The sequence below is a fragment of the Microbacterium sp. NPDC090007 genome, assembly GCF_044748345.1.
In the GTDB taxonomy this organism is placed as follows: domain Bacteria; phylum Actinomycetota; class Actinomycetes; order Actinomycetales; family Microbacteriaceae; genus Microbacterium.
This window is the reverse complement of record NZ_JBIVFV010000001.1, coordinates 1,484,205-1,504,200: the sequence shown is the minus strand read 5'-3', so window position 1 is coordinate 1,504,200 and position 19,996 is coordinate 1,484,205. Positions and strand designations below refer to the sequence as shown.

The window sequence follows — 19,996 nt, the reverse complement described above, 5'->3', positions numbered from 1 at the left end:
CGACGGCGACGAGCTCCCCGCCTCGCGGCGGAGAGCTCGTCGGTGCACGGTGTCAGACCCGGGGGCCGGCGGGCGGGGCCGGCGGAGGGGGCGTGGTGCCCGAGGCGGGCGGGGCCGGCGGAGGGGGCGTGGTGCCCGAGGCGGGCGGGGTCTGCGGGGGCGTGTAGCCCTGCGCCGGCGGGGCTGGGGGGGTGCCGTACGCCGAGCCGGGGTAGCCCGAGCCGCCGTAGCCGGGACCGTTCGTGCCCCCGGCGACCTGTTGACCGGGCTGGACGGGGATGCCGTTCCACACCGTCTTGTCGGCGAGGAAGCTGTTCGCCCACGGAGCGGGTCGGATCGCGGGGTTCCAGGGGTTTCTGCCGAAGGCGAGGATCGCGAGGAAGATCCACTGACCGAGCGGGCCGAGCAGGAACAGCAGCAGCAGCGGCCACTCACGTCCGAACTTCGCATTCACGCGATACGAGATCATGACCAGAGCCACGACCAGCCCGAGACCCGCGAGGACGTTCAGGATCGGGATGGCGCTGGCCACCGCCAAGCCCAGCACGATCCAGGGCGACACGTCACCGAGCTTGGCGAAGACCAGGTAGTTGTACAGCGGCACCCACGCGCGCCACTTGCCCTGCACCCCCGCCTTGTCGAAGATGCGCATGAGCAGGAACGACGAGATGACGTACCCCGCGATGGCGAGGAGGAACAGGAACAGGTACGTGATGGCCAGGAGCGCCGCCTCGCCCGCGCTCGGCGCCCCGTAGTCGGAATAGGCGAGATAGTTGATGTCCACATCGATCCTCTCGAACGGCGGACGCCCTCTGGGTCCGCCGGCGGGTGTCTCCCGCGCCACACATGCTAGCGAACCTGGGTGTTCCCTGACACTCCCGCTTTCAGACGACGAGTTCGATGTCGCCCGTGTCCGTCGTCCGAACGGTCCACGCGTTCGCGTGCGCCCATTCGAGCAGGTCCCCGAGGTCGTCGACCTCGGGCCGGGACATCGCGAGCGCGCGGACGAAGGCGCCCTTCGTGTGCTTGTTGAAGTGGTTGAGCGCGCGCACCGCCCCCGCCTCGCCCGCGGTGACCACGCGGACGTAGGCCGAGGCGACGTCGGCCGGGACGGGCCCGAGCGCGACATACGCCTCCGACCGCAGATCGAGTACGAACCCGGGATTCGCCTGCCCCAGCGACGCGGTGACCGCGGCCGCCCATAATCGCCGCAGCGGCGCCACGCCCGGCAGGCTCGTCCCCGCCGCGAGACGGTAGGCGGGGATGGCATCGAGGGCGCCGACGGGACCGAAGGGGGCGGAATGGATGCCGACGTGCGCGCCCAGCCAGGACCGCGCGGCGTCGTCGAGGGTGTCGGCATCGAGGGCGTCGAAGAGGACCCCGGTGTAGCGGTCGACCGCGGGCATGGTCGCGGCCGTGCGCAGAGCCGCGTTGTCGGCGATCTCGTGCCGGCGTCTCGCGCTCAGCTTCAGCACCCGCGCCGCTTCGTCCTCGTCGGCCGACAGCGCGATCAGCGCGTCGATGACCGATTCGCGTTGCGGCCGAAGGGCCGGCAGGGCGAGCGCGTCGACGTCGAGCGGCGCGCCCTCTCCCCCGGGACGCTTGGTCTCGGACGGCGGAAGCAGGACCAGCATGGACCCTCCGGAAACGGGCGACGCGCGCCGCCCGGAAGACCGGGCGACGCGCGTCGGCGAGGAAAGGCGTCAGGAAACGAGGGCGGCGTGTCCGGCGGCGATGGTGAGTTCGTCGTTCGCCATCGACAGGAAGCCGTCCTCGGCGTTGGCCAGGATCTTCGTACCGTCGGCGCGGGTGATGCGCACCTCGCCCTGGGCGAGGATCGCGAGCACCGGCTCATGCCCCTGCATGAAGCCGATCTCACCCTCGACGGTCTTGGCCACGACGAGCGAGGCCTCTCCCGTCCACACCTCGGCGTCTGCCGACACCAGGCTCACGCGCAACGACATGTCAGCCGTTCTCCTTCTGGATCTGCGCCCACTTGGCCTCGACGTCGGAGATGCCGCCGACGTTGAAGAACGCCTGCTCGGCGACGTGGTCGAAGTCACCCTTGACGATCGCGTCGAACGACTCGATGGTCTCCTTGATCGGGACGGTGGAGCCTTCGACGCCGGTGAACTTCTTGGCCATATAGGTGTTCTGCGAGAGGAACTGCTGGATGCGACGTGCGCGCGACACGACGATCTTGTCTTCCTCGGAGAGCTCGTCGACACCGAGGATCGCGATGATCTCCTGCAGTTCCTTGTTCTTCTGCAGGATCTGCTTCACGTTGGTGGCCACGCGGTAGTGGTCGGCACCGATGTAACGCGGGTCGAGGATGCGGCTGGTCGAGGTCAGCGGGTCGATGGCCGGGTACAGGCCCTTCGACGCGATCTCACGGGAGAGCTCGGTCGTGGCGTCGAGGTGGGCGAACGTGGTCGCCGGCGCCGGGTCGGTGTAGTCGTCGGCGGGGACGTAGATCGCCTGCAGCGAGGTGATCGAGTGACCGCGCGTCGAGGTGATGCGCTCCTGGAGCACACCCATCTCGTCGGCGAGGTTCGGCTGGTAACCCACGGCCGAGGGCATGCGACCGAGAAGGGTCGAGACCTCGGAGCCGGCCTGCGTGAAGCGGAAGATGTTGTCGATGAACAACAGCACGTCCTGCTTCTGCACGTCGCGGAAGTACTCCGCCATCGTCAGGGCCGACAGGGCGACACGCAGACGCGTCCCCGGCGGCTCGTCCATCTGGCCGAACACGAGGGCGGTCTTGTCGAAGACGCCCGCCTCTTCCATCTCGCCGATGAGGTCGTTGCCCTCACGGGTGCGCTCGCCGACACCGGCGAACACCGACACGCCACCGTGGTCCTGCGCGACGCGCTGGATCATCTCCTGGATGAGGACGGTCTTACCGACACCCGCACCACCGAAGAGACCGATCTTCCCACCCTGCACGTAGGGCGTGAGCAGGTCGATCGACTTGATACCCGTCTCGAACATCTCGGTCTTGGACTCGAGCTGGTCGAAGCTGGGCGCCTTGCGGTGGATGCCCCACCGCTCGGTGACCTCGATGGTCTCACCGGGGGCGGCGTTCAGCACCTCACCGGTGACGTCGAACACCTTGCCCTTGGTGACGTCGCCGACGGGCACCGAGATGGGGCCGCCGGTGTCGCGCACCTCCTGGCCGCGGACGATGCCGTCGGTCGGCTTGAGGGCGATGGCGCGGACGAGGTCGTCGCCCAGGTGCTGCGCGACCTCGAGGGTGATCTCGGTCGACTCGTCACCGATGGTGATCGTGGTCTTCAGCGCGTTGTAGATCTCGGGGATCGCGTCATGCGGGAACTCGATGTCGACGACCGGGCCGGTGACGCGCGCAACGCGTCCGACGACGGCCGCGTCGGTCTTCTCGGCGGTGAGGCTCATGGCTTCTTCTCTCCTTGGGAACTTACTTGCCGGATGCCAGGGCATCGGCGCCGCCGACGATCTCGGCGATCTGCTGCGTGATCTCCGCCTGGCGCGCGTTGTTGCGCAGACGGGTGTAGTCGGTGATGAGCTTGTCGGCGTTGTCGCTGGCCGACTTCATGGCCTTCTGGGTCGCGGCGTGCTTGGCGGCCGACGACTGCAGCAGGGCGTTGAAGATCCGACTCTGAACGTACGTCGGAAGCAGCGCATCGAGAACCGTCTCGGCGTCCGGCTCGAACTCGTAGAGCGGGTACACCTCGGACTGCGCGGGCGCCTCGTCGGCCTCGAGGACCTTGAGCGGGAGCAGGCGCACGGATTCCGGCGACTGCGTCATCATGCTGACGAAGCGGTTGTACACGAGGTGGATCTCGTCGACGCCGCCGTCGTTCTCGCCCCCGGTGCGGTAGGCCTCGATGACGGCATCCGAGATCTCTTCCGCCGTCGAGAACCGGGGCGTGTCGGTGTCCCCGACCCACTGCGCGACGCTCGGCATACGGCGGAACTGGAAGTATCCGACGGCCTTGCGGCCCACCAGGTAGTAGACGACCTCTTTGCCCTGCGAGCGCAGCAGCTCGGACAGCTCGAGAGCCTCACGGAGGATCTGCGAGTTGAACGCTCCGGCGAGGCCGCGGTCGGAGGTGAAGACGACGACCGCCGAACGACGGATGTCCTCGCGCTCGGTGGTCAGGGGGTGGTCGACGGAGGAGTGCGTGGCGACCGCCGAGACGGCGCTCGTCACGGCCCGCGCGAAGGGCGACGCCGCGCGCACACGCGCCATCGCCTTCTGGATGCGCGAGGCCGCGATGAGCTCCATCGCCTTGGTGATCTTCTTGGTCGTCTGAGCAGAACTGATCTTCTGCTTGTAGACCCGCAGTTGTGCGCCCATGATGTCCGTTCTCGTGTCGTCGCTGTCAGCGACGACCCTTGACGATCCGCTCCTGGTTGACGTCCTCGGCCTCGGCCGCTTCGACCTTCTCGGCGCCGACGACGTTGTCGTCCTTGCCGGGCTGGAACTCCTTGGCGAACGCGTCGATCTTCTCCTCGAGCTCGGCCAGCGTGTCGTCACCGAGCACGTTGGTCTTGCGCAGGGTGTCGAGCACGGTCGAGTTGCGACGCAGGTAGTCGAGCAGTTCGCGCTCGAAGCGGAGCACGTCGGAGACCTCGACGGTGTCGAGCTTGCCGTTCGTTCCGGCCCAGATCGACACGACCTGCTCCTCGACGGGGTACGGCGAGTACTGCGGCTGCTTGAGCAGCTCGGTCAGGCGCGCACCGCGGGCCAGCTGACGACGCGACGCGGCGTCCAGGTCGCTCGCGAACATCGCGAACGCCTCGAGGGAGCGGTACTGCGCGAGCTCGAGCTTCAGCGTTCCCGAGACCTTCTTGATCGACTTGACCTGCGCGTCGCCGCCGACGCGCGAGACCGAGATACCCACGTCGACCGCGGGGCGCTGGTTGGCGTTGAACAGGTCGGACTGCAGGAAGATCTGGCCGTCGGTGATGGAGATCACGTTGGTCGGGATGTACGCCGAGACGTCGTTCGCCTTGGTCTCGATGATCGGAAGACCCGTCATGGAGCCGGCGCCGAGCTCGTCGGACAGCTTGGCGCAGCGCTCGAGCAGACGCGAGTGCAGGTAGAACACGTCACCGGGGTACGCCTCGCGGCCCGGCGGGCGGCGCAGCAGCAGCGACACGGCGCGGTAGGCCTCGGCCTGCTTCGACAGGTCGTCGAAGATGATCAGCACGTGCTTGCCGCCGTACATCCAGTGCTGGCCGATGGCCGAACCGGTGTAGGGGGCGAGGTACTTGAAGCCGGCGGGGTCGGAGGCCGGAGCCGCGACGATGGTGGTGTACTCCATCGCGCCGGCGTCCTCGAGCGCACCCTTCACCGAGGCGATGGTCGAGCCCTTCTGGCCGATCGCGACGTAGATGCAGCGCACCTGCTTGTCGACGTCGCCGGACTCCCAGTTGGCCTTCTGGTTGATGATCGTGTCGATCGCGATCGCCGTCTTACCGGTCTGGCGGTCACCGATGATGAGCTGACGCTGGCCGCGGCCGACGGGGATCATGGCGTCGATCGCCTTGATGCCGGTCTGCAGGGGCTCGTGCACGCTCTTGCGCTGCATGACGCCGGGAGCCTGGAGCTCGAGGGCGCGGCGGCCCTCGGTCGCGATCTCGCCGAGACCGTCGATCGGGTTTCCGAGCGGATCGACGACGCGACCGAGGTACCCGTCGCCGACGCCGACCGAGAGCACCTCGCCGGTGCGGGTGACGCTCTGGCCCTCTTCGATGCCGGAGAACTCGCCGAGCACGACGACGCCGACCTCGTTCTCGTCGAGGTTCTGAGCCAGGCCGAGCGTGCCATTCGCGAAGCGGATGAGCTCGTTGGCCATGACGCCCGGAAGGCCCTCGACGTGCGCGATGCCGTCGGCCGCGTCGACGACCGAGCCGACCTCGGTCGCCGCGGCGCCGGTGGGCTCGTAGGCGTTGACGAAGTCCTTCAGCGCGTCACGAATGACCTCGGGGCTGATAGAGAGATCTGCCATTGTCTTCCTTCGTTCGTGGGGCCCACGGCCCCCAAGATCACGCCCGCTCGGGCGGAAAGTCTTCAGCCGGCGATCCGCTGGCGGAGGTCAGCGAGGCGTGCGGACACGCTCGCGTCGATGACGTCGTCGGCGATCTGCACGCGCAGGCCGCCCAGGACGGTCGGGTCGATCACGGTGTTCAGCGTGACCGCCGATCCATAACGTGCGCTGAGAGCGTTCTGCAGACGGGTCTGCTGGTCCGCGCTCAGGGGGGCCGCCGTGGACACCGTGGCGACGATGCGCGCACGCTGCTCCGCGACGATGCGCTCGGCGCGACGCAACAGGGCACGGACACGGCGTCCGCGGGCCCGGCTCACGAGCGAGGTCACGATCAGTGCCGTGCCCGCGCTCACCCGGCCCTCGAGCAGCGACGACACGAGAGCGCTCTTCGCCGAGGAGTCGCCCATGCGGCCGCCGAGGGCGAGTTCGAGTTCGCCGTTGGAGGCAACCGTGCGCGAGAACGAGAAGAGCTCCGCCTCGATGTCGGCCGACTCGGCGACCGAGGTCGCCCGGATCGCCAGCTCTTCGAGACCCTCGATGAACTCGGCGGAGTTCGACCAGCGCTGCTGCGCGGCGCCGGCGAGGATGGCCACCGTCGCGGGGCGGTACGACGAACCGAACACGGCCGAGACCAGCCCCGTGCGGGCGTCGGCCGGAACCGACGAGTCGGACAGCGCGCCGCTCAGCTGAGCGGAACCGCTGACGGCACCGATCGCCGCGAACAGCTCGCGTGCGACGTCGAGGTCGACGTCGGACGTGGCGGCCAGGGCCCGAGCTGTCGCGGTCCGCGCCTGAGTCGTCGCGCTGCCCATCAGTTGCCCACCGGACCGTGAGCGCGTCGTGCGGTCTCGGACGCCTCGAGATCGGCGAGGAAGCGGTCGACGACGGCGTTGGCACGCGCGTCATCCGACAGGGTCTCACCGATGACGTTGCCCGCGAGGTCGACCGCGAGGGTTCCGACCTCGGAGCGCAGCTGCACGAGCGCGGTCTGACGCTCGGCCTCGATCTGCGAGTGGGCGGCGGCGGTGATGCGTGCGGCGTCGGCCGCAGCGTTCTCGCGTGCCTCGGCGACGATCTTGCGACCGTCCTGGGTGGCGTTCTCGCGGATCTCACCGGCCTCGCGACGCGCCTCGGCGAGCTGCGCCGTGTACTGCTCGAGAGCGGCCTCGGCCTGTCGCTGTGCCTCATCGGCCTTGGCGATGTTTCCCTCGATGGCCGCGCTGCGCTGGTCGAGGACCGCACCGATGCGCGGGAGCGCGACGCGCCACACCACGACGGCGATGATGGCGAAGCAGACCAGGGACCACGTGATGTCGTAGATGGCCGGCAGCAGCGGGTTGCCGCCACCCTCTTCGGCAGCGACCGTGACAAGAGCTTGCAGCATCCTGTCTCCTTACTCGGGGATCGGGTGGATCAGAGTGCGCCGAAGATGAAGGGCGTGGCGATGCCGATCAGCGCGAGGATCTCGATGAAGGCGACACCGATGAACATGGTGGTCTGCAGGCGACCGGCGAGCTCGGGCTGACGGGCCGTCGACTCGATGGTCTTGCCGATCATGATGCCGAGACCGATCGCGGGGCCGATGGCAGCGAGACCGTAGCCCACGGTCGCGATGTTGCCCGTGACCTGAGCGAGAATCGTCGTTGCGTCCACTGAGGGTTTCCTTTCGTTGGGCGAACAGCCGGTCGGCTGGTCGTCAGTGCTCTTCCGCCACCGCGAGCTGGATGTAGACCGCGGTGAGGATCGTGAAGACGTAGGCCTGCAGCAGCGCGACGAACACCTCGAAGAGGGTGAACGCCAGGCCGAGGGACAGCGTGCCGGCCGCAAGCGGGGTCAGCCAGTTGAAGCTGAAGAAGAAGAAGTTGGTCGCCGAGAAGAACAGGACGAGCATGAGGTGCCCGACGATCATGTTCAGCAGCAGACGCAGGAAGAGCGAGACGGGTCGGGCGATGAAGACCGAGATCAGCTCGACGACCGCGATGATCGGGATCAGCGCCTTGGGCACACCACTGGGCACGAGGGAGTACTTGATGAAGTGTCCCAGGCCGTGTCGGCGCAGACCCGCGTAGATGAACGCGATGTAGGCGGTGAGCGCGAACACCAGCGGCGCACCCGCCACCGAGGTGCCGGGGATGTTCAGGAACGGGATCACGCCGGTGAGGTTGAGCGCGGTGATCGTGAGGAACATCGCGGTCAACAGCGGCAGGAAGCGCTTGCCGTCCTTCTCGCCGAGCACCTGATAGGCGATCTGCTCGCGGACGAAGCCGAACCCGAGCTCGACGACGCTCTGGAAGCGCCCCGGGACCACCTTCATGCGGCGGGTGCCGATGACGATGATCAGCACCATCACGGCGGTCGCGAGCAGCTGTACCAGAGTGATACGCGTGATCGCGAACGGGGTTCCGGCGAAGAGCAGCTCGGGCGGGAAGAAGTCCGAGATGGAGGGCGGAGAGAAATAGGGCGCGTCAGCAGCGTGCGCGATGGAAATCGCCTGAGTCAACGGAGTGGCTCCAGCTTCTCGGACCGCGTTGAAACGGTTCGGGGAGGGTGGGAAACGGCTCTCCCCGGGGCCTCGGCGTCACCGCCGCACACCGGCCGAGGTGCGTGAGAACAGACTATCAAAGATCGAGGGAAACCCTGCATCCGCATGCCCTAGACCGCATCCGGATCGGTGTGCTGGGGCAGGACGGTCTCGGATACCGCGGGAAGCCGCATCCGCGAGATGACGACGAGATCGACGACGAGCGAGCCCACCGCGGTCGCGAGCAGGGCGAAGAAGAACACCGGCGCGACCACCCACTCCAGTCGCAGCAGCAGGAGGAAGGCCACGATCACGAGCACGAACTTCAGCAGCCACCCGCCGAGGACGACGCCGAAGAAGATCTGCAACCACGCGGGGTGACCGTAGAAGCGGTTGCCGATGAGGATGCTCACCGCGGTCAGCGCGGGGAAGATCGCGCCGACCGCGGCGCCGATCCCTCCGCTCAGCGCTCCGTCGCCACCGGCGACGAGGGCGCCGATCGCGACCGCGACGATGAGGAGGACGCCGGTGACCACGGCGGACCACAGCAGGGCTCTGCGCAGGATCGGAGTACTGGAGATCGGAGGGGTCATCGGACTTCCTTGCGGGTGATTCGACGTCGCAGACGTCGGGACGGGAGGAGAGTGAGGACGGCGCACGCGATGACGCCCACGGCGCCGAAGGCCACGCCGATCGCGTAGTCGCCGGGCCAGCTCTGCTGCGTACCGATGTACATCAGCAGGAACGCCAGGCTGACGACGGCGGTCCAGGCGTAGAAGATGAGCACGGCGTCGCGATCGCTGTGCCCCATGTCGAGCATGCGGTGGTGCAGGTGCTTGCGATCCGGCGAGAAGGGCGAGCGTCCGGCCCATTGCCGCCGCGCGACGGCGAGTCCGAAGTCGAGCAGGGGCAGCAGCACGATGACGACGGGCAGGAGGATGGGGATGAACGCACCGAGCAGCTGCGAGCGCCCGATCCTCTCGGGGTCGAGCACGGCCGGGTCGAGCTGGCCGGTGATCGCGACCGCCGAGCTGGCCATGAGCAGGCCCAGCATGAGGGCTCCCGCGTCGCCCATGAAGAGCTTCGCGGGGGTCCAGTTCATCGGGAGGAAGCCCAGGCACGCGCCCACGAGCACCGCGGCGATGAAGGAGGCGAGGTTGAAGTACGTGCTCGCCCCGGTGTCGCGCACCAGGAGGTAGGAGTAGGCGAAGAAGACGCCGTTCGCGATGAGGCAGACCCCGGCGACGAGCCCGTTGAGACCGTCGATGAAATTGACGGCGTTCATCACGACGACGAGGGCGAACACCGTCAGCAGGAAGCTCACCCAGCTCGACCCGACGGTGAGCGCACCGATGGGCAGCGAGAGGATCTGCAGCTGACCGAACCAGGCGATGACCCCCGCGGCGACGAACTGCGCCCCGAGCTTGATCATCCAGTCCAGGTCCCAGAGGTCGTCGGCCACGCCGACGAGCACGATCAGCAGCACCGCCGCGAGCAGCGAGAGCACCGGCACGGGGTCGGTCCAGAAGATGGCGAAGTACGGGTTGCGGCTGGACAGGGCGAACGCCGCCACGACACCCAGGAACATGGCCACCCCGCCCAGGCGGGGCGTCGGCGTCTTGTGCACGTCCCGATCGCGGATGCCCGGGTAGAGCTTGAAGCGCAGGGCGAGCTTCCACACCACCCACGACAGCGCGAGCGTGACCGCCGCCGTGAACAGGATGGTGAGGAGGTACTGGGTCACGGACCCGGAGCCTCGGCATCCGGAGCCGCGTCGCCCGTGGTCGACGCCGGGGGGCGTCCGGCCGCTGCCGCAGAGTCGTCGTCGACGGGGTCGGGCTCGAGCAGATCGCCCAGCACCGCGCGGAGGCGGTCCCTCGAGATCGCGCCCTCGCGCAGGACCCGCACCTGCGGCGCGGTGCCTCCGACGAGGGTCGTCGCGTCCACGATGGTCGAGGCCACTCCGGTCTCGCTGGGCCCGGCGTCCAGATAGGCCGCCACGCTGTCGCGCAGCATGTCGCGCGCGGCGTCGATGTCGACCGCGGCGGGCATACCCGTGAGGTTCGCGCTCGACACCGCGAGGGGCCCGGTCTCTTCGAGCAGCTCCAGCGTCAGCTTCTGCGCCGGCATGCGGACGGCGACCGTGCCGTGGGTGTCGCCGAGGTCCCACGACAGCGACGGCTGCGCGGGCAGCACGATGGTCAGTCCGCCCGGCCAGAACTCGCGCACGAGGTCTTCGACGGCCGCGGGGATCTCGGCCACCAGGGCCCGCAGCGTCCCGATGCCCGGGACGAGCACCGGCGGCGGCTGTTGCCGACCGCGGCCCTTCGCCTCGAGAAGGCCCGCCACGGCGCGCGCGTTGAACGCGTCCGCGGCGATTCCGTAGACGGTGTCGGTGGGAAGCACGACGAGTTCGCCTCGGCCGATCGCCTGACGCGCATGGCGCATCCCGGACAGCAGTTGCGACTCGTCACGGCAGTCGTAGACGGGAGACATGTCGCGCGCCAGTCTAGTCGCGCAGCCGTCGCCCCGCTGAGCGACGGGCGTACCGTCCGGCGCCGGTCAGGGACGGATGGCGGTCGTCGCCCGGTCCCGCGTCGTGAGGTCGGGGTGCGTGGCGGCCGATCGCCACCCGTCGGCCGTGAGGATCTCGCGGATCGCGGCCCCCTGCCACTCGCCGTGCTCGATGACGATCGTCGCGCCGGGATGCCCCAGCCGCCATCCCACCCGGCTCAGCCGGCGCACGGCATCCAAGCCGTCCGGTCCCCCGTACAGGGCCGCGGGCGGATCGTACAGACGCACCTCGGGGTCGCGCGGGATGGCATCGTCGGGGACGTAGGGAGGATTGGATGCCACGACCGACACCGTGCCGTCGAGCTCGGCGAACGCATCGGCGAGGTCGATGAAGGCGAGGGTGACGTTGTCGGCGCCGACGCGGGCGACGTTCTGCGTGGTCCAGACGAACGCGTCGACGGAGTTCTCGGCCGCGAAGACCCGAGAGTGCGGGACCTCGGTGGCCATCGCCAGCGCGATCGCCCCGCTGCCGGTGCCGAGATCGACGGCGATGGGCGCGTCGGATGCCACGGCGCGCAACGCGTCGATCGCGAGCTGAGCGACCATCTCGGTCTCGGGGCGGGGGACGAACACCCCCGGACCGACCGCCAGCTCGAGGGAGCGGAACGGCGCGGTGCCGGTGAGGTGCTGGAGAGGTTCGCGGGCGCAGCGGCGGTCGACGAGCGGCGCCAGCGCCCGAGCGGCCGACGGCGGCATCAGGTCACCGCGGACCCCGGCGGCCTGCACGCCCCCGCGGGAGGATTCCAGCACGTGGGCGACCAGCAGTTCGGCGTCGACCCGGGCATCGGGCACGCCCGCGGCGGCGAGGCGGTCGGCGGTGTCGCGGACGGCCTCGGCGACCGAGACGGCCGCGGAGGCGGGGAGCGGGATGGAGTCCGTCATGACGGGGACCCAGCCTAGTCGCGCGGCGTCACACGGCCGATCGCGCCGGAGGGCTCGCCTAAAATGGTCGCGTCCCCGACCGACGGCGAAAGGCGAGCCATGCCCGGCATCCACTCCGACATCACCACCGCATTCGGCGACACGCCGCTGGTGCGGCTGAACCGCGTCGCGGAAGGAGCCGGGGGGCAGATCCTCGCGAAGCTGGAGTTCTACAACCCCGCCTCCAGCGTCAAGGACCGCCTGGGCATCGCGATCGTCGACGCCGCCGAGGCGTCGGGCGAGCTGAAGCCCGGGGGCACCCTGGTGGAGTCGACCAGCGGCAACACCGGCATCGCCCTGGCGATGGTGGGAGCGGCACGCGGCTACAAGGTCATCCTGACCATGCCGGCGTCGATGTCGAAGGAACGCCGCATCCTGCTCAAGGCGTTCGGCGCCGAGCTCGTGCTGACCGACCCCACCAAGGGCATGTCGCACGCGGTCGAAGAGGCCAAGCGCATCGTCACCGAGACCCCCGGCGCCGTCTGGGCGCGCCAGTTCGAGAACGAGGCGAACCCGGCCATCCACCGCAGGACGACGGCCGAGGAGATCCTGCGCGACACCGAGGGCGAGGTCGACTACTTCGTCGCCGGCATCGGCACCGGAGGGACCATCACGGGCGTCGGCCAGGTGCTCAAGGAGCGCGTGCCCGGGGTCAAGGTCGTGGCCGTCGAGCCCGCCGACTCCCCCGTGCTGACCAAGGGCCACCCCGGCCCCCACAAGATCCAGGGCATCGGACCCAACTTCGTCCCCGCGATCCTCGACCGCGACATCATCGACGAGGTGATCGACGTCGAGTTCGACGACGCCATCCGTCTCGCGCGCGAGACCGCCGCCAAGGACGGCATCCTCGTCGGCATGTCGTCGGGCGCGGCGATCTGGGCCGCCCTCGAGATCGCGCGCCGCCCCGAGGCGGCCGGCAAGAACATCGTCGTCATCATCCCCTCGTACGGCGAGCGGTACCTGTCGACCGCCCTCTACGAGCACCTGCGCGAAGACTGACGTGGGGGCTCTCGCGCGCATCCGCGAAGACATCTCCTCGGCCAAGCTCCGCGACCCGGCGGCGCGCGGCGCCCTCGAGATCGCCCTTCTGTACCCCGGCCTGCACGCCGTGTGGTCGTATCGGGTCGCCCACCGTCTCTGGCTGCGCGGCCTGCGTTTTCCGGCACGGGCGCTTTCGCAGGTGACGCGCTGGCTCACCGGCGTCGAGATCCACCCCGGCGCCACGATCGGCCGGCGGTTCTTCATCGACCACGGCATGGGTGTGGTCGTGGGCGAGACGGCGGAGGTGGGCGACGACGTCCTGCTGTACCACGGCGTGACGTTGGGAGGTCGACAGCGCGAGGGCGGGAAGCGCCACCCCACCCTGCACGACGGCGTCGCCGTGGGCGCGGGAGCCAAGATCCTCGGACCGATCACGCTCGGCGCACGTTCGGTGGTCGGCGCGAACGCCGTGGTCACCCGCGACGCCCCGGCTGACAGCGTCCTCGTCGGCGTCCCGGCGAAGGCCCGCATCCGGCGCAGCGGCGAGGACACCCGCGCCCTGCTCACCACGCCCGAGTACTGGATCTGATCAGATCCGCCTCTGCGCGGTGAGCCGTAGGCTCGGACCGTGACCCGTCTGCACGACCTCTCGCTCACGGCGCAACTCGATCTTCTGCGCGACGGCGATCTCGCCCCCCGCGAGCTGACGGCGCACTACCTCGATCGCATCGACCGCCACCGCGCCCTCGGCGCGTTCGCCGAGGTGACCCCGGATGCTGCACTGACCCGATCGTCGTCGCTGGAGCGGCCGGCGCGCGGGTCGCTCTGGGGCGTCCCCCTCGCCGACAAGGATCTCGTCGCCCGCGCCGGCGTGCCGACCCGCTACGGCTCGCGGTCCCGCGCCGACCACGTGCCCACGGCATCCGATCCCCTCGCTCGGGCCCTCGACGATGCGGGAGCGGTCAACGTGGGCAAGACCAGCACCTCGGAGTTCGGTCTGACCGGCTTTACCGAACCGCTCATCCACGACCCGGCGCGCGACCCCTGGCGCCCCGCGGCCGGTGCGGGCGGCTCGAGCGGCGGGGCGGCGGTCGCCGTCGCCGCGGGACTGCTCCCCGCGGCCGTCGGATCGGACGGGGGCGGATCGATCCGCATCCCCTCGGCCACCGTGGGCGTCGTGGGCCTCAAGCCCTCGCGCGGGCGACTGCCGATCGGCTCCGGCTTCGACTCCCCCGACGGCCTGTCGGTCACGGGGCCGATCGCGCGCAGCGCCGAGGACGCCGGGTGCCTGCTCGACGCGCTCGTCGGTCTCGCGCCGTTCCCGTACGCGACCATCGCGCCCGGTACGGGTCCGTTCGCCGACGCCGCGCGGCGCGATCCCGGACGCCTGCGTATCGGGACGACGACCGTCTCGCCGTGGGACGACGCCGAGCACATCGTCCTCGACGCCGACGCGCGCTCGGGCTTCGAGACCGCCGCCGCCGGGCTCGCCGACGCCGGACACGACGTCGACGACGCCGGCTGGCATCCCCGGGGCTACCCCGAACTCTTCCGCGTGCTGTGGCGCGCCAGCGCCGCGCGCATCCCGCTCACCGAGGCGGATGCCGCCCTGGTCGAACCCCTGACCGCGTGGCTCGTCGACGAGGGACGGCGCCTGAGCGCGCTCGACCTGCTCGAGGGCCTCACCGCCGCCCGCGCCTTCGAACGCCGCACGATCGAGGATTTCGCGCGCTTCGACGCGGTACTCACCCCGGCGCTCGCGCAGGCTCCGCAGCCGGTCGGCGCCTACGCGGGCCATTCTCCGGAGCGCACCTTCGCGATGCAGGTCGAGTACGCGCCGTACTCCAGCTTCGTCAACGTCGCGGGACTTCCGGCCCTGACGCTGCCGGTGACGACGGATGCCGCCGGCCACCCCGTCTCGGTCCAGCTCATCGGGCGACCGGGCGGCGAGGCGACGCTGCTCTCGCTCGCCGCGCAGCTGGAACGTCGACGCGGGCCACTCCCCCATCCCCCGTCCTGGTACGCCTGACCGAGCCTCTCCCCGCCCGTCCTCGCCCGCACCCTTCGCTGACGTGCGCTGTATGCCCCCCGCGCGGGAGCCTGCGCCGGCATTCGCCGCGAGTCACGTGGTCGGCCTCACGTGCACGAGCGCCCTCCACGAGGCGGACAAGAAGTCCGGGGCGGCGGAAGAGCATCTCCCGAGTCACGCGAATCATCCGCCAACCGGCGGCGGCCAGACGCTCGTATCGCTCGATGTCCCGCTGCCACTGGGCGGCATCCGTTCGGTGTCGGTCACCCTCGTACTCGACGCCGACGCGGAGATCCGGGTAGGCGAGATCGACGCACGCGATGAACCCCGTGGAGTCGTAGACGTCGTGATTCGGCTCGGGCTCGGGGAGTCCGCCGTCCACGAGCGTCAATCTCGTCCAGGTTTCCGTTCGCGAACGCACGCCGGCTCGCACGCGAGGCAGCGCCTCCCGGATCGCGACGATGCCGCGTCGCTTGTCGACCATCTCGACCGCCTGCCTCAGGTCGTCGACCGAGGCGAGGGCGTCACGGACGATCCGTCCCCGTGGTCCCGCAATGCGGACGTTCGACACGACGGCATCTCCCACAGCGATCAGATCGTATGGATGCCGCAGAGTCGCCCCGAGAAGAGTCCACGTCGTCGCCGGATCGGTGAGTCGCACTCCCGCCGCCGTCTGTCGGAGGGAGACGCCACGGGGATGAAGCTGATGCCCGCGAACGCCCCGGCCCGCGGGCGCTCGTGCCGGGTGGAGAACGGCGACGTGGAGGTCAAGGTCCGACATCGGCGGGAGGGGGAGCCCCCACAAGAGCGCGGCGGTCGTGTGCGAGAAGAACGCCGCACGAGTCATGATCGTTCGGTAGGCCTCCACGCGCGCGAGGATCCGGCGTTCGTGCCGGCTCGCGGGGTGCGATGTCGGGTCGAGGAGCGGGCGCGGCATCCGGACACCGTGGAAGGGCCGGTCCCACTCCGCGGCGTCGACGAACCGTCGCGTCGCTCCGGCTCTGCGTGCGTCGCCCGAGGCGAACGGGCCGGACGGCGTCGCTGTCATCCCGATATCTTGCTGTCGCCCTCACCCGTGCCTCGGAAGTTCTCCACAACCCGCGTCCTCAGCGACGTTGACTGGCGCCGAATGCTCGTCGCCACGCATCCCATGCGCGCATACGACGCAAGTCACCGTTCCCGTCGAGCTCCCGGCGACCGCTCGCCGAGCCCCCGCCGTGCTCGCGCGGAGCGCCACCTCGCTGACTTGCGCGATATGGACGCGGACAGCGCGGTTCCGGGAGCATACGGCGCAAGTCACGCAACGGGGACCGCCACGAGCGTCGTCCACGCGGCGGGGACGGGGACGGCGGCGGGGACGGCGAGGAGCGGGGAGCGAGGGCTACTCGCTGGCGAGGGCCGCGAGGCGCGCCTCTTCGTCGGCGGTGATCGCCGACTCGATGATCGGCCCGAGGGCGCCGTCCATCACCTGGTCCAGGTTGTAGGCCTTGTATCCGGTGCGGTGATCGGCGATACGGTTCTCAGGGAAGTTGTAGGTGCGGATCCGCTCCGAGCGGTCCATACCGCGGATCTGGGAGCGGCGGGCGTCAGCGGCGACCGCGTCGCGCTCCTCCTGCTGCCTGGCGAGCAGGCGGGCGCGGAGCACGCGCATCCCGGCCTCGCGGTTCTGCAGCTGCGACTTCTCGTTCTGCATCGACACGACGATGCCGGTGGGAAGGTGCGTGATGCGCACGGCCGAGTCGGTGGTGTTCACCGACTGTCCTCCGGGCCCCGACGAGCGGAACACGTCGATCTTGAGGTCGTTGGGGTCGATCGCGACCTCTTCGGGCTCGTCGACCTCGGGGAAGACCAGAACGCCCGTCGTGGAGGTGTGGATGCGCCCCTGCGACTCGGTGGCCGGCACCCGCTGCACCCGGTGCACACCGCCCTCGTACTTCAGGTGCGCCCAGACTCCCTGCGCCGGGTCGCTCGAGGATCCCTTGATCGCCACCTGCACGTCCTTGTAGCCACCGAGGTCGCTCTCGGTGCGCTCGAGCAGCTCGGTCTTCCACCCCATCGACGCCGCGTACTGCAGGTACATCCGCAGCAGGTCGGCCGCGAACAGGGCGCTCTCGGCCCCGCCCTCGCCGCCCTTGATCTCCATGATCACGTCGCGCGCGTCGTCGGGGTCGCGCGGGATCAGCAGGCGGCGCAGACGTTCCTGCGTCTCGACCACGCGCTCCTCCAGCGCCGGGACCTCGTCGGCGAAGGCCGCGTCCTCGCGGGCGAGTTCGCGGGCGGCATCGAGATCGTCGGATGCCGCCCGCCACGCCTCGTAAGAGTGCACCACGCGGTTCAGTTCGGCGTAGCGACGGTTGACCCGCTTCGCCCGCGCGGGGTCGGCGTGCACCGCCGGGTCGTTGAGCTCGAGCTCGATTTCGCGGTGCTCGTCGAGGAGTCCGCGGACGGACTCGACGATGCCGGACGCTTCGGCAGGCTCGGCGGACACGGGTCAGCGGATGCTGTTGTCGTCACCGCCGCGCGCGGGCGCCGGGATGGACTTCTGCATCTGCACGAGGAACTCGACGTTGGACTGCGTCTCTTTGAGCTTGCCGAGCACGACCTCCAGGGCCTGCTGCGGCTCGAGCCCGGCGAGGGCGCGACGCAGCTTCCAGGTGATCTTGACCTCGTCGTTGGACAGCAGCATCTCTTCGCGGCGCGTGCTCGACGCGTTGACGTCGACCGCCGGGAAGATGCGCTTGTCGGCGAGCTGGCGGTTCAGGCGGAGCTCGCTGTTGCCGGTGCCCTTGAACTCCTCGAAGATCACGTCGTCCATCTTGGAGCCGGTCTCGACGAGAGCGGTGGCGAGGATCGTGAGCGACCCGCCGTTCTCGATGTTGCGCGCGGCACCGAAGAAGCGCTTCGGCGGGTACAGCGCCGACGCGTCGACGCCGCCCGAGAGCACGCGGCCCGAGGTGGGGGCGGCGAGGTTGTACGCGCGACCCAGTCGCGTGATCGAGTCGAGCAGCACGACCACGTCGCGGCCGAGCTCGACCAGACGCTTCGCGCGCTCGATGGCGAGCTCGGCGACGGTGGTGTGGTCTTCGGCCGGACGGTCGAACGTCGAGGCGATGACCTCGCCGCGCACCGTGCGCTGCATGTCGGTGACCTCTTCGGGGCGCTCGTCGACGAGCACGACCATGAGGTGGACCTCGGGGTTGTTGTGCGCGATCGCATTGGCGATCTGCTGCAGCACGATCGTCTTGCCGGCCTTGGGCGGGGCGACGATGAGGCCGCGCTGGCCCTTGCCGACCGGGGCGACCAGATCGATGATGCGCTGGGTCAGCTTCTCGGGACCGGTCTCGAGGCGCAGGCGCTCCTGGGGGTACAGGGGCGTGAGGTTGTTGAACTCGACGCGCGACGCGGCGTCGTCGACCGACAGGCCGTTGACGGAGTCGACCTGCACGAGCGCGTTGTACTTCTGACGCCCCTGCTGCTCGCCCTCGCGGGGCTGCTTGATGGCGCCGACGACGGCGTCGCCCTTGCGCAGGTTGTACTTCTTGACCTGTCCGAGCGAGACGTAGACGTCACTGGGGCCGGGCAGGTAGCCGGTCGTGCGCACGAACGCGTAGTTGTCGAGGATGTCGAGCACGCCCGCGATCGGGACGAGCACGTCGTCCTCGCCGATCTCGGTCTCGAACTCGTCGCCGGTCGTCGTCTGGCCGCGGCGCTTGTTGCGCTGGCGGTTGCGGCTGTTGGCCGGACCCTGCTGCTGCTGCTGCGCCTGCTGACCGCCCTGCGAGGCGTTGTCGCGCTGGCCGTTCTCGCGCTGGCCGTTCTCGCGCTGGCCGTTCTCGCGCTGGCCGTTCTCGCGCTGACCGTTCTCGCGCTGGTTGCTCTCGCGCTGGCCATTGTCGCGCTGACCGCCCTGGGGGGCGTTGTCGCGGGGAGCGCTCTGCTCGGCGTCGTCGGCCGAGGCGACCGCCTCGCCCTTGTCGGCCGCGTCCGCTTTGTTGCGGTTGCGGTTGCGCGAACGGCTTCGACCGCGCCCGCGGGCGGGCGTCTCGTCGGCAGGCTCCGTGGCGTCGTTCGCCGCGCCGGACTCGGCCGAGGCCTCGTCGGTCGCGGCGACGGCGGATGTCGAGTCGGCGTCGGACGCGGCGGGGGCCTCAGTCGCGGATGCGCTGTCGGCTGCGGCCTCGGACGAGGGGGCGTCCACGTCCGCGTCGGCGGCGACGTCGGCCGCGGTGGTCACCGGGGTGGTCGGCTCCGTCGCGGCGGCGTCGGGCGCGTCGACGACGGGGGCCGCCTGGTCCGCGACCTCGGCGGCGGCGGTCTCTGCGACGGCGGTCTCTGCAGCGGCGGCCTCGGCGGCGGCGGCCTCGGCGACGGCGGCCTCGGCCGCGGCCTTCTCTTCGGCTGTGGCGCTCTTGGCACGGCGGGGCGCGCGCTTGCGGGGGGCGCGGGCGGGCTTCTCGGCCGGGGCGGGGTCGGCGACGGGCGCGGCTGCCTCGGCGGGCGCGGTCTCGTCGACCGACGCGTCGGTGGTCGGCGCGGGCTCGTCGACCGACGCGTCGGTGGTCGGCGCGGGCTCGGCCGGCGCGGGCTCGTCGGCCGGCGCCGCCTCGTCGGCGGGCGCGGCCTCGGCCGCGTCGCCCGCGAGCGCGTCGTCGGTGAACAGGGCCTCGGGCTGCGCCGCGGCCTGGTCGGCATCGGGGGCTTCGACGCCCTCGTCCGTCGCGGCCTCGACCGTGTCGGTCTGCTCGGTGTCGGTGCCCTCGGCGGCAGCGGTGGGCTGCTCGTCGGTGGGGATCTCGGCACCCTCGGGCGCGTCGACGGGCTGGGTCTCGGAGATGGACTCCACGAGTGCTCCTCAGAATGAAACGTGATCAGATCGCGCTTCGCCGTGCAGAAAGGCAGACGAAGGACACCAGCGGTTCGGAAGACTGCAGCCGA

19 protein-coding genes are annotated in these 19,996 nt (G+C 70.1%); 3 read left to right on the top strand and 16 right to left on the bottom strand.

Annotated elements, in window-relative coordinates:
- Nucleotides 1–52 precede the first annotated feature (52 nt).
- The 14 genes from ACIPVB_RS07040 to prmC form a co-directional block, all read right to left on the bottom strand.
- On the bottom strand, nt 53–784 hold the full coding sequence (locus tag ACIPVB_RS07040) for a large exoprotein (RefSeq protein ID WP_400367801.1): 732 nt from the start codon (nt 782–784) through the stop codon (nt 53–55).
- Between the two features lie 100 nt (nt 785–884).
- Nucleotides 885–1,634: a YaaA family protein gene (locus tag ACIPVB_RS07035; RefSeq protein WP_400367800.1), complete on the bottom strand. Its 750-nt coding sequence runs from the start codon at nt 1,632–1,634 to the stop codon at nt 885–887.
- A 69-nt stretch (nt 1,635–1,703) separates the two neighbouring features.
- On the bottom strand, nt 1,704–1,964 hold the full coding sequence (locus ACIPVB_RS07030; RefSeq protein ID WP_400367799.1) for a F0F1 ATP synthase subunit epsilon: 261 nt from the start codon (nt 1,962–1,964) through the stop codon (nt 1,704–1,706).
- Between the two features lies 1 nt (nt 1,965).
- The gene (gene atpD, locus ACIPVB_RS07025) at nt 1,966–3,414 is read right to left on the bottom strand and encodes a F0F1 ATP synthase subunit beta (RefSeq protein WP_400367798.1); all 1,449 of its coding nucleotides are present in this window, start codon (nt 3,412–3,414) and stop codon (nt 1,966–1,968) included.
- A gap of 22 nt (nt 3,415–3,436) precedes the next feature.
- Nucleotides 3,437–4,339, bottom strand: a complete 903-nt coding sequence (locus ACIPVB_RS07020) for a F0F1 ATP synthase subunit gamma (protein ID WP_400367797.1) — start codon at nt 4,337–4,339, stop codon at nt 3,437–3,439.
- 25 nt (nt 4,340–4,364) lie between these two features.
- Nucleotides 4,365–5,996 (bottom strand): F0F1 ATP synthase subunit alpha, encoded by a 1,632-nt coding sequence (gene atpA / locus ACIPVB_RS07015; protein WP_400367796.1) that lies wholly within the window; start codon nt 5,994–5,996, stop codon nt 4,365–4,367.
- Nucleotides 5,997–6,058: 62 nt separating this feature from the next.
- Nucleotides 6,059–6,847 (bottom strand): F0F1 ATP synthase subunit delta, encoded by a 789-nt coding sequence (locus tag ACIPVB_RS07010; protein WP_400367795.1) that lies wholly within the window; start codon nt 6,845–6,847, stop codon nt 6,059–6,061.
- Entirely contained in the window at nt 6,847–7,419 is a 573-nt protein-coding gene (locus ACIPVB_RS07005; protein ID WP_400367794.1) for a F0F1 ATP synthase subunit B, read from the bottom strand. The genes ACIPVB_RS07010 and ACIPVB_RS07005 overlap by 1 nt, the downstream gene beginning before the upstream one ends.
- Before the next feature lie 29 nt (nt 7,420–7,448).
- Entirely contained in the window at nt 7,449–7,688 is a 240-nt protein-coding gene (atpE, locus tag ACIPVB_RS07000; RefSeq protein ID WP_055834851.1) for a F0F1 ATP synthase subunit C, read from the bottom strand.
- Between the two features lie 43 nt (nt 7,689–7,731).
- Entirely contained in the window at nt 7,732–8,535 is an 804-nt protein-coding gene (gene atpB / locus ACIPVB_RS06995; RefSeq protein WP_400367793.1) for a F0F1 ATP synthase subunit A, read from the bottom strand.
- Between the two features lie 152 nt (nt 8,536–8,687).
- A complete protein-coding gene (locus tag ACIPVB_RS06990; protein ID WP_400367792.1) occupies nt 8,688–9,149 on the bottom strand; it encodes a hypothetical protein in 462 nt (153 codons plus the stop codon).
- On the bottom strand, nt 9,146–10,300 hold the full coding sequence (locus ACIPVB_RS06985; protein WP_400367791.1) for an MraY family glycosyltransferase: 1,155 nt from the start codon (nt 10,298–10,300) through the stop codon (nt 9,146–9,148). The genes ACIPVB_RS06990 and ACIPVB_RS06985 overlap by 4 nt, the downstream gene beginning before the upstream one ends.
- The gene (locus tag ACIPVB_RS06980) at nt 10,297–11,052 is read right to left on the bottom strand and encodes an L-threonylcarbamoyladenylate synthase (RefSeq protein ID WP_400367790.1); all 756 of its coding nucleotides are present in this window, start codon (nt 11,050–11,052) and stop codon (nt 10,297–10,299) included. The genes ACIPVB_RS06985 and ACIPVB_RS06980 overlap by 4 nt, the downstream gene beginning before the upstream one ends.
- Before the next feature lie 66 nt (nt 11,053–11,118).
- Nucleotides 11,119–12,012: a peptide chain release factor N(5)-glutamine methyltransferase gene (prmC, locus tag ACIPVB_RS06975; protein ID WP_400367789.1), complete on the bottom strand. Its 894-nt coding sequence runs from the start codon at nt 12,010–12,012 to the stop codon at nt 11,119–11,121.
- A gap of 99 nt (nt 12,013–12,111) precedes the next feature.
- Here prmC and cysK point away from each other — a divergent pair, with 99 nt between their 5' ends.
- Genes cysK through ACIPVB_RS06960 form a run of 3 tightly spaced genes read left to right on the top strand, consistent with a single transcriptional unit; the run spans nt 12,112 to nt 15,061 of the window.
- Nucleotides 12,112–13,050 (top strand): cysteine synthase A, encoded by a 939-nt coding sequence (gene cysK, locus ACIPVB_RS06970; RefSeq protein WP_400367788.1) that lies wholly within the window; start codon nt 12,112–12,114, stop codon nt 13,048–13,050.
- Between the two features lies 1 nt (nt 13,051).
- A complete protein-coding gene (gene epsC / locus ACIPVB_RS06965; RefSeq protein WP_400367787.1) occupies nt 13,052–13,621 on the top strand; it encodes a serine O-acetyltransferase EpsC in 570 nt (189 codons plus the stop codon).
- A gap of 39 nt (nt 13,622–13,660) precedes the next feature.
- Nucleotides 13,661–15,061 carry an amidase gene (locus ACIPVB_RS06960; RefSeq protein WP_400367786.1) on the top strand — a complete coding sequence of 467 codons (1,401 nt, stop codon included), beginning with the start codon at nt 13,661–13,663 and terminating at the stop codon, nt 15,059–15,061.
- Between the two features lie 1,381 nt (nt 15,062–16,442).
- On the opposite strand, the gene prfA is transcribed toward ACIPVB_RS06960, so the two are convergent.
- Both prfA and rho read right to left on the bottom strand, forming a co-directional pair.
- A complete protein-coding gene (prfA, locus tag ACIPVB_RS06955) occupies nt 16,443–17,519 on the bottom strand; it encodes a peptide chain release factor 1 (RefSeq protein WP_400368200.1) in 1,077 nt (358 codons plus the stop codon).
- A gap of 33 nt (nt 17,520–17,552) precedes the next feature.
- The gene (gene rho / locus ACIPVB_RS06950; RefSeq protein WP_400367785.1) at nt 17,553–19,904 is read right to left on the bottom strand and encodes a transcription termination factor Rho; all 2,352 of its coding nucleotides are present in this window, start codon (nt 19,902–19,904) and stop codon (nt 17,553–17,555) included.
- Nucleotides 19,905–19,996: the final 92 nt, after the last annotated feature.

Coding starts and splice junctions, on each gene's coding strand:
- ACIPVB_RS07035 (WP_400367800.1), bottom strand. CDS start 1,634: ATGCTGGTCCTGCTTCCGCCGTCCGAGACCAAGCGTCCCGGGGGAGAG.
- atpD (WP_400367798.1), bottom strand. CDS start 3,414: ATGAGCCTCACCGCCGAGAAGACCGACGCGGCCGTCGTCGGACGCGTT.
- ACIPVB_RS07030 (WP_400367799.1), bottom strand. CDS start 1,964: ATGTCGTTGCGCGTGAGCCTGGTGTCGGCAGACGCCGAGGTGTGGACG.
- ACIPVB_RS06990 (WP_400367792.1), bottom strand. CDS start 9,149: ATGACCCCTCCGATCTCCAGTACTCCGATCCTGCGCAGAGCCCTGCTG.
- ACIPVB_RS07020 (WP_400367797.1), bottom strand. CDS start 4,339: ATGGGCGCACAACTGCGGGTCTACAAGCAGAAGATCAGTTCTGCTCAG.
- cysK (WP_400367788.1), top strand. CDS start 12,112: ATGCCCGGCATCCACTCCGACATCACCACCGCATTCGGCGACACGCCG.
- ACIPVB_RS07005 (WP_400367794.1), bottom strand. CDS start 7,419: ATGCTGCAAGCTCTTGTCACGGTCGCTGCCGAAGAGGGTGGCGGCAAC.
- atpA (WP_400367796.1), bottom strand. CDS start 5,996: ATGGCAGATCTCTCTATCAGCCCCGAGGTCATTCGTGACGCGCTGAAG.
- ACIPVB_RS06980 (WP_400367790.1), bottom strand. CDS start 11,052: ATGTCTCCCGTCTACGACTGCCGTGACGAGTCGCAACTGCTGTCCGGG.
- ACIPVB_RS07010 (WP_400367795.1), bottom strand. CDS start 6,847: ATGGGCAGCGCGACGACTCAGGCGCGGACCGCGACAGCTCGGGCCCTG.
- prmC (WP_400367789.1), bottom strand. CDS start 12,012: ATGACGGACTCCATCCCGCTCCCCGCCTCCGCGGCCGTCTCGGTCGCC.